This is a genomic window from Halobacillus sp. (assembly GCF_049282395.1).
Taxonomy (GTDB): Bacteria; Bacillota; Bacilli; order Bacillales; family Halobacillaceae; genus Halobacillus.
In genome coordinates this window covers 1-8354 of the sequence record NZ_JBAPTY010000232.1, presented here as the reverse complement: position 1 = coordinate 8354, position 8354 = coordinate 1, and the positions used below count along the sequence as shown (strand labels likewise).

Annotated in this window: 7 protein-coding genes and 1 pseudogene; 4 read left to right on the top strand and 4 right to left on the bottom strand. The window is 39.4% G+C overall.

Features of this window, described 5'->3' with window-relative positions; all coding sequences use genetic code 11:
- The first annotated feature begins 255 nt into the window (after window positions 1-255).
- The gene (rlmN, locus tag WAM07_RS10210) at window positions 256-1341 is read left to right on the top strand and encodes a 23S rRNA (adenine(2503)-C(2))-methyltransferase RlmN (protein ID WP_422166546.1); all 1086 of its coding nucleotides are present in this window, start codon (window positions 256-258) and stop codon (window positions 1339-1341) included.
- A 111-nt stretch (window positions 1342-1452) separates the two neighbouring features.
- On the opposite strand, the gene uvsE is transcribed toward rlmN, so the two are convergent.
- Entirely contained in the window at window positions 1453-2424 is a 972-nt protein-coding gene (gene uvsE / locus WAM07_RS10205) for a UV DNA damage repair endonuclease UvsE (RefSeq protein WP_422166544.1), read from the bottom strand.
- Between the two features lie 456 nt (window positions 2425-2880).
- Between uvsE and WAM07_RS10200 the strand changes: the two genes are divergently transcribed.
- Window positions 2881-3411: a DUF420 domain-containing protein gene (locus tag WAM07_RS10200; protein WP_422166542.1), complete on the top strand. Its 531-nt coding sequence runs from the start codon at window positions 2881-2883 to the stop codon at window positions 3409-3411.
- A 94-nt stretch (window positions 3412-3505) separates the two neighbouring features.
- Here the strand turns inward: WAM07_RS10200 and WAM07_RS10195 are convergent, their stop codons facing one another.
- From WAM07_RS10195 to WAM07_RS10185, 3 genes are all read right to left on the bottom strand, one after another.
- On the bottom strand, window positions 3506-3949 hold the full coding sequence (locus WAM07_RS10195; RefSeq protein WP_422166550.1) for an Hsp20/alpha crystallin family protein: 444 nt from the start codon (window positions 3947-3949) through the stop codon (window positions 3506-3508).
- Window positions 3950-4036: 87 nt separating this feature from the next.
- A complete protein-coding gene (locus tag WAM07_RS10190) occupies window positions 4037-5077 on the bottom strand; it encodes a DUF2332 domain-containing protein (protein WP_422166548.1) in 1041 nt (346 codons plus the stop codon).
- Window positions 5078-5145: 68 nt separating this feature from the next.
- Window positions 5146-5913 (bottom strand): SDR family NAD(P)-dependent oxidoreductase, encoded by a 768-nt coding sequence (locus tag WAM07_RS10185; protein ID WP_422166541.1) that lies wholly within the window; start codon window positions 5911-5913, stop codon window positions 5146-5148.
- A 376-nt stretch (window positions 5914-6289) separates the two neighbouring features.
- On the opposite strand from WAM07_RS10185, the gene WAM07_RS10180 reads away from it, so the two are divergent.
- The gene (locus tag WAM07_RS10180) at window positions 6290-7627 is read left to right on the top strand and encodes a sugar porter family MFS transporter (protein WP_422166539.1); all 1338 of its coding nucleotides are present in this window, start codon (window positions 6290-6292) and stop codon (window positions 7625-7627) included.
- A 232-nt stretch (window positions 7628-7859) separates the two neighbouring features.
- Window positions 7860-8354 (top strand): annotated as a pseudogene (locus WAM07_RS10175) (STAS domain-containing protein); the annotation flags it as partial.

Genomic DNA, 8354 nt, shown 5'->3' with positions numbered 1-8354 from the left:
CTTATGTCTCGAGTGTCTTTCGGGGTGATGAAACAAGACGAGTTGTTTCGTAGCCGCCCCCATCTATTGTTTGCAACGGACCCCAATATTTCTAAACTGAGCCTTCCAGTATCGGGAGCTTTACCTTAGAAACAACGCGTAAGTTTAACAGAGTCTTTAATTAAGCAAAAATTATAACATTCAGTGGAAGGTTGTAAGTTGAAGCTGTATCCATTATGATAGAAATAGTGAACTTTTTTAAAGAGGAGCGTATTTATGAAACCATCCATTTATGGTTTAACGTTTGATCAATTGACGGACTGGGTCACAGAGCACGGTGAGAAAAAGTTCCGTTCCAAACAAATCTGGAACTGGCTTTATCAAAAGCGTATAACTGATTTTTCTCAGATGAAGAATGTGAACCAATCTTGTATTGATCTTCTACAGGAACATTTTACAATTGAAACGTTAACCGAGGAAATAAAACAAGAATCACAAGATGGAACGGTCAAATTTCTGTTCAAATTAGATGATGGAAATATTATAGAAACTGTTCTTATGAGATTTAACTATGGGTTATCTGTATGCGTAACGACACAGGTAGGATGTAATATCGGGTGTTCCTTCTGTGCGAGTGGCGTACTGAAAAAAAACCGTGATCTATCAGGCGGTGAGATTGTCGAGCAGATTATGCAGGTGCAGCAGCACCTTGACAAACAGGAAAATGATGAACGTGTCAGCCACATTGTTGTAATGGGAATAGGTGAACCATTCGATAACTATGATAACTTGATCGACTTCCTTAAGGTTGTCAACGATCAAAAAGGTCTATCCATCGGCGCTCGTCACATTACAGTTTCTACAAGTGGGATTGCACCGAAAATGTACGAGTTTGCCGACGAAGGAATCCAGATCAACTTAGCGCTTTCCATTCATGCGCCAAACAACAATCTACGAACTCAGATTATGAAAATTAACCGGGCGTACCCCCTTGAGAAGCTAATGCCGGCCATTGACTACTACCTTGAAAAAACAAACCGGCGGATCACGTTTGAATACATTTTGCTTAAAGATGTTAATGACCATAAGAAAGAAGCTGAAGAACTCGCTGATCTTCTGCAAAATAAAAAGCATCTCTCTTACGTAAACTTGATTCCTTACAATCCTGTAGCGGATAACCCGTATGAACGTAGTGAGAAAGAATCCATTCTTACCTTTTATCAGACATTGATGGACCGCGGAATTAAATGCGGTGTCCGTACCGAACATGGTACAGATATAGATGCAGCATGCGGTCAGCTTAGAAGTAAGCAAATTGAAAAAGAAAAAGCGCGCAAACAGAAAAAATTACAAACTAATTAAAAGCATGAGGCCTCGGCCTCATGCTTTTTTTGATTCAGGGTTCGGCATTTCATCTCTTCTAAAAAAGAACCCCCCCTCTATTTGTTTCCTTTAGCTGCTACATACTTATTCTCAATCTGCTTTCCACCTAAATGTACTTTCGCTCTCCATCATCACATTCGGATGTTTCTTTAATTCCCCTACTAACTCAAAAAGTGCTTCGTCTTTCTTTTTAGCTTCGATCATACAGTCAATTTGATCGGTTGACCCGGTAGTTTTTTTAACAAAATCTAGAAATAATTTCACATCAACAAAATCTGCATGACTTTTAAACTCGTGCTGACTTTTTGGACTGGAAATGTGCATTTTAACGGGTAAGGGGGAACGGGACCATGTATGTAAAACACGTCCCCAGTGGTAATCCCACTGTTCGTTGTCATAATTGGCAAGATGATGATGGATATCAAAAACAAGGGGGATATTTAACTTCTCACAAACGTACAAACAATTTTCAAGTGTATACGATGTGTCGTCATTTTCAATCATAATCATCTTCTGAATACCCTTCGGCACGAAGGCCCAGTTGTCTATAAAGCGTTCCAGTGATTTTTCTTTATCCTGGTATCTTCCTCCCAGGTGAATCACACATCGATGAGTTGGATCAAGGCCCATTTGGTACAGTAAAAGGTAGTGATACTTTAAAACCTTCATAGAAGTCTTAAAAATTTCTTTATCAATTGAATTCATGACCACGAAATGGTCGGGATGGAAATCAAGTCTTATCCCCCATTTTTCAGCTAAACCTCCAAGCTCGCTAAGATCCTCTTTAATAGCTGACAGGTAATCCCACTTTTCTAAATCTTCGTGAGTAGCAAGCGGTACCAGGCGGGAGCTTAACCTGAAGAATTCAATATCATGAGTTTTATTATGCTTTAAGAGCCTTATACAATTCTGTATATTGGATTGAGCAAGGCGCTCAAGTTTTCTAACCGCTGCTTCTCGGTCTCGAACCGCTGAAAACCGTTTATACGTCATTGTTTGAGAGGGGGAAGCATTTTGAAGATTTACGCTCATAGCCACATAGCCCAGCCTGTATAATGTCATCTGCCATCACCCGGTTCATTTTTAACTTAGTTTCTGCGAACCCACAAAGATTATGTAAGGTAATAACACCTGATTATAAGAACGATGAAAAAAGGATACCTCCATTTACAGGTTCACACTACGTACAACTACAAAGATAAACCTGTAAATAGTGTGATAAACACAACAGTGAAAACCCCTTTCTCTTTCTTGCTAAATCCTATTTTCTTTTCAAACTTCATACTCTGCCCCTTTCGCCTGCAAATAAGATATAATGATCCGCATTCTTTTTTTAAGTTCTACTTTTAGGTTGTTTATACTCAAAACTTTATATGGGCTAACCATTCCTTTTAAAGAATTCCTTTTTAAATACTGATATGTAACATTATCGTCACCTTTTCCGCCTTTTCCTTAATGAAGTGGATGCTTTATTTCGATATACTTAATATGACTTGTTTTTTGAGGTGGTGTATCATAATGGAGTTAAAAAAGGATTTTAATTATGTTCCATGGGTGATTGGTCTTTCCATAGCGATCAATCTCATTGTGTTAGCTTTATTGTTTGTTCCTGAAATAGAAAGTGGGACTGGTTTCAACATTAAGCTGCTTCCCCTTTTGAATGCGATATTAAATTCATTTACTTTTGTCTTTTTACTGGCTGCGCTTTTTATGATCATTCGTAAAAATGTGATGTGGCATAAGCGTTTTATTTTTGCAGCGTTTACAACTACAGCCCTTTTTCTGGTTTCATACCTAACGTATCACTCTATGTCTTCTTCCACACCTTATGGAGGCGAAGGGGTTTTACAGTATATTTACTATTTCATCCTTATTTCTCATATTTTACTGGCTATTGTCATTGTTCCACTGGCCTTGATCACTCTGTTCCGAGGTCTCGCTATGAAAGTAGACAAGCATCGTAAAATGGCAAGGTGGACCATGCCTATTTGGCTGTACGTGAGTTTAACAGGAGTTATTGTGTACTTAATGATCTCTTCATACTACTAATCATAACGAAAGCCCACTTTTGGTAATGAATTTCCAAAAGTGGGCTTTTTTAAGATTTGTAGCCATGGAAAAAAGCCTTCCCCGAGGAAAAGCTTTACTTAATATCTATATACCCACTGTTTGGATTTCTTTTTGGCGTTTTAATCGTCAACATACCATTTTCGAAATGTGCAAGTGTGTCTATTTCCGAAATGGTGAAAGGCAATGCAACCGTCCGTTCCATTACCTGCCGGGTCTGCTGTCTTTGATATTGATGATGTTGGTCATTCCTCATCTCGGCAACTTCTGTATGGTGAACAGCAATCCGTATATGGTTCCCCATAATTTCTAATTCAATCTGACTATGTTCCGCTTCAGGTAGCTGCGCTTGAATAATGACCTCGTTATTGATTTCCTGTACTGTGACTGGAAAGGTATGCTCATGTAAAAAATCCCCCAGTTGTTTTATGGACTGACTAAAGTATGAATCCATTGATCGGACGATTTTATGGAAGGCATCATTCAATAGTTTTGGAAATTGCTCATCCTGCTGACTCATCACACTCATCCCCCCCTGCTTTCCTATCAATTTATGTTGAGGGGTGCAGAGTGTTATGGGCAGATTCACCAATTTAAGTGAAAGTATTTAGTCAAAACTGATACGGGGAGGCTGCCACTCAAACCAGCGGCCGTGTCCATCGATCCGTCCAATGGTATGCCTCTGTTCCTTTTGATTGATAATAGCGTCTGCATGGAGCTTCTGATCATCCATATTATTATAAATATGAAATACATTCCTTCGTCTGCCAATTTGTCGGATTCTATAGAGTAAGTCCTTTTTCATCGAAGGAGAAAGCTGGTTGGCTACATGGGTGTGAAAAATACATAGGGTTTCATTCTCGGGTACGGATGCGGCAAGGTCTTCCAAAAGTTCAACAGCGTCCCCTTCTACGAGCTGTGGAGGATTTTTCGCATAATGTAAGGCAGCTTTCTCAAAAAGGAGCCTTCGGTCATTATGCTCCGGCCAGATCAGTGCTTTTAACCAAAGATATTCATCTTCATTAGTTAAATCTGAAACATTCAGATCCACTCCGATCCGTTTACCAGCAGGTGGTGACGTTTTTAATAAAAAAGGTGCAGTACCTGTTCTTACTTCTGAAGACAAAAGAAGCGATGAGTTTCTGTTTCCATATACCTCTTCTCCTTCATATACGTATGAATATTGGTCCCATAACAGTTGTAATCCGGCACTTGAGCCAAGCTCTATCATAGCTAGTGGTTTATTAGTTAAACGGTGAACTTCGCAAAAAACAGGGTAAAGATAGGCGCATCTCCGCACTTCATTTGTCTGTACCAATTTCGTCTGCAATAGTGATTCAATTTCATTCGAGTAAATCCTGCAGAAATTCTTAAAATATGGAAAGACGTTTTCAGGATCCTTAGGCTGATCCGTCATACTTCTATAAAAATGTTTAAGTTTATGCGGCTTGCCTAGAAGTAATAAATAATGTACAGCTCCAAAAAGTAAATTAGGTACCGGCTGTCCTTCCTTTGCTTTTTCAGAGAGTTTCAGAACATCCTCATCTTCGGAAATATTCCTAGCTAGTACTTCATATAAACGGCTTACACCTTTGCATTCTTCTTGAGCAAATGTAAGGTAGATACTGTCTAACTCGCTATTCATGATCCTTATTCCCCCTGTTCGTATGTAAAAAAGCGCAATTCAGAGTTTGAATTGCGCTTTTCTTTTAATCATTAATCTGAATCAGTTGAGCGGGAAACATACGGATAAATGGGATCTTGCAAATGAAACTCGTAGGTTTTTCCATCCACGATTCCAACTACTTGATCACTATCATATAATTCTAATAGAAATTGAGCCATTTCCTTAGCCGTATGGTATTGAGGTACATTTCCTTCGTATTTCAGCTCATCATTATCAAACGAACGATTTATAAATTCCGTCTCAGTAGCTGCCGGTGCGAGTACTTTCGCCTGCATAGCAGCTCCTTTACCAGATAACTCCTGTGCTAGTCCCTCCGTAAACGCACTCACAAAAAACTTCGTTGCACAATAAGTTACTGCGTTAGCCACAATGGTGTATCCTCCACCTGAGGAGACATTGATAAGCTGGGTTCCTGCTTTATTTTCATAATCCCGCACAAATAAGGATGAGAGAATCGTTAGAGCTTCGTTGTTTAATCGAAGCATTTTCTCTATTTTAGAGAGGTCGTGTTCAGCTATAGGATCGAAATTACCAAATCCAGCATTATTTATCCATGTTTCTAATTCAAACTCACTAAGGTCTTCATATAATTGATAAACATTTTCTGATACTGATAAATCTGCTGGCATCACCATCACATTTACATCAGGTTGATTTTTCTGGATCTCACTTTTTAATTCTTCCAGTTTTTCTTCTCTTCGAGCGATTACGATTACATTTTTCCCGCGCGCTGCAAAGGCCAGAGCTGCTTCATAACCTATACCTGAGCTGGCTCCTGTGATAACTGTGTACTTCATATTAAATCCTCCTGCATCTTTTATGATATATGCTTCCCTCCTATCATAACCCTCCCCGTTCACTATAAGGCAAATGATAGGACTTACATCCAGAAAACTTTTATAACCGAGCTATTCAAACTGCTGGCTAAGCAGAAGGGGTTTATTCAAGAACAGGACCAGACAAAAATAAAAATAAAATGCTATCATCCTATAAAATTACTTCTACCTATTTCTCGAAATTTCCAAGCTTCTATTAAAAACTTGCCCCGTTACTATTGTTCAACTTTTACTTAATTTATCAACATATTTGTTAAATTCATACAATCATGTTTGCGATTTCCACTTAGGTGGAAAATATTTGGACAAACAAATTGTAAAGAGGTGGTTAAATTCTATGAATAAGAACTTAAGTAAGGGCTGGATATTTTTCTTCGGCGCCTTAGGCGGTTTATTGTATGGATATGACACTGGAGTGATTTCAGGTGCGCTTCTATTCATTAATGAGGATATTCAGCTATCCAACTTTCTTGAAGGAGTAGTTGTGAGCTCTCTGCTCGTTGGTGCTATTGTTGGCGCAGGAATGAGCGGTTATGTATCAGACCGCTTCGGGAGGAGACGCGTAGTATTTGTCATTGCGCTCATCTACTTAATAGGATCATTAGTATTAGCTCTATCACCTAACGCTGCGATTCTGATTACTGGGCGTGTCATTCTTGGTTTAGCTGTCGGTGGTTCAACAGCCATTGTGCCCGTTTATTTATCTGAAATGGCACCGACACACCAGCGCGGCTCACTTGCCTCTCTTAACCAACTGATGATCACAATCGGTATTGTACTCGCTTACTTAGTCAATTACGCCTTCACTCCCATTGAAGGCTGGCGCTGGATGCTTGGACTTGCTTCAGTACCCGCTCTTATTTTAATGATCGGAGTACTGTTCATGCCAGAGAGCCCCAGGTGGCTCATCAAACATAATCGTGAAAAAGAGGCTCGTAAAATCATGGCTCTCACACGTCAGCAAAGTGAAATTGATGACGAAATTAAACAAATGAAAAAGATTGAAGAAGTCGAGGAAAGTACTTGGGATGTACTGAAATCAAAATGGGTTCGCCCTATGCTGCTCGTCGGAAGCGGAATTGCTGTATTCCAGCAACTTATCGGTATCAATGCTGTTATTTATTATGCACCCACTATTTTTACTAAAGCCGGACTGGGAAATGCAGCATCGATCTTAGGTACACTGGGAATTGGTATCGTTAACGTCCTTATGACGCTCGTGGCTATTGCAACGATCGACAAATTAGGCCGCAAGAAACTGCTACTAATAGGAAACGTGGGAATGACACTCAGCCTCGCCGTGCTTGCGACTATACTATTCACAGCAGAACTGACCACAGCCATAGCGTGGATGACCGTGGTATTCTTAGGATTGTTTATCATGTTTTTCTCAGCAACCTGGGGACCGGTTGTGTGGGTAATGCTGCCTGAGTTATTCCCTCTTAAAGCGAGAGGAGCAGCCACAGGCTTTACAACTCTATTACTCTCCTTAGCCAACCTGATTGTCTCCCTTTTCTTCCCTATTATGCTAGGGGCCCTGGGAACAGCGTGGGTTTTTGTCATATTTGCAGGCATCGGGGTACTTGCTTTCTTATTCGTCATGAAATTTGTACCTGAAACCAAAGGACGTAGTCTGGAGGATATCGAAAGGGATTTAAGAGGTGAAGCTTCATAGATAACTCTTATTTTGAAGAGCACTATTAAATAATAGTGCTCTTTTTTGTGAGGGTTAATTAAAGTTTTTTGATGATTTTGATAAGATATTTATTCATACTATCGGATCGGATTGTTGAAAACAATCTTTTCAGCAAAACAGTTACTATTATCCTGATTAATGTAAATAAGTTACAATAGATCTATAGTCTTCCAAGATCCAACTTTTTTCAGATAGAGAGAGGAATGAATATATGTCAAATGGACCGCAACTAATCGGGGAATTAATTTTACAACATAAGTATTCGATTGCTCAGGAGATTCACGATGAACGTATGGCTCAAGTTCAGATGACCATTGCACAGAAGGCGGATTTTCAAAAAGTCGAACAACATGTTATAGATACCCGAGTCAGTTTTATACAAATCTTTGGGGAGTCATTAGCAGATCAATTGGATTCCCATACATCCTCCAATAAAATTAAAAAATGGGCAGAAGAGAATGGAAGTTATTTTTTTTCATTAGGAGCAGACTTGGAAGAATCCTTAAAAGATACGAGTTTCTATAGAGATTATTTATGGAAATTCATCCGCGATCACTCGATCACAAATCAATTCTCAGTTGACACGATTTTTAAGATACGCGCTGTCATAGATCCTTTACTGGATACAGCTGTCTATCATTTCGGTCATTCCTATGTGACCTCTTTGCAGCAGTCGCTTGAGAGTGCCCGAACCTCTTATCTAGCT

What these genes read in the sequence shown, in the direction of transcription:
- WAM07_RS10200 (WP_422166542.1), top strand. Translation starts at nt 2,881, where the DNA reads ATGGAGTTAAAAAAGGATTTTAATTATGTTCCATGGGTGATTGGTCTT.
- WAM07_RS10185 (WP_422166541.1), bottom strand. Translation starts at nt 5,913, where the DNA reads ATGAAGTACACAGTTATCACAGGAGCCAGCTCAGGTATAGGTTATGAA.
- uvsE (WP_422166544.1), bottom strand. Translation starts at nt 2,424, where the DNA reads ATGACATTATACAGGCTGGGCTATGTGGCTATGAGCGTAAATCTTCAA.
- WAM07_RS10195 (WP_422166550.1), bottom strand. Translation starts at nt 3,949, where the DNA reads ATGAGTCAGCAGGATGAGCAATTTCCAAAACTATTGAATGATGCCTTC.
- rlmN (WP_422166546.1), top strand. Translation starts at nt 256, where the DNA reads ATGAAACCATCCATTTATGGTTTAACGTTTGATCAATTGACGGACTGG.
- WAM07_RS10180 (WP_422166539.1), top strand. Translation starts at nt 6,290, where the DNA reads ATGAATAAGAACTTAAGTAAGGGCTGGATATTTTTCTTCGGCGCCTTA.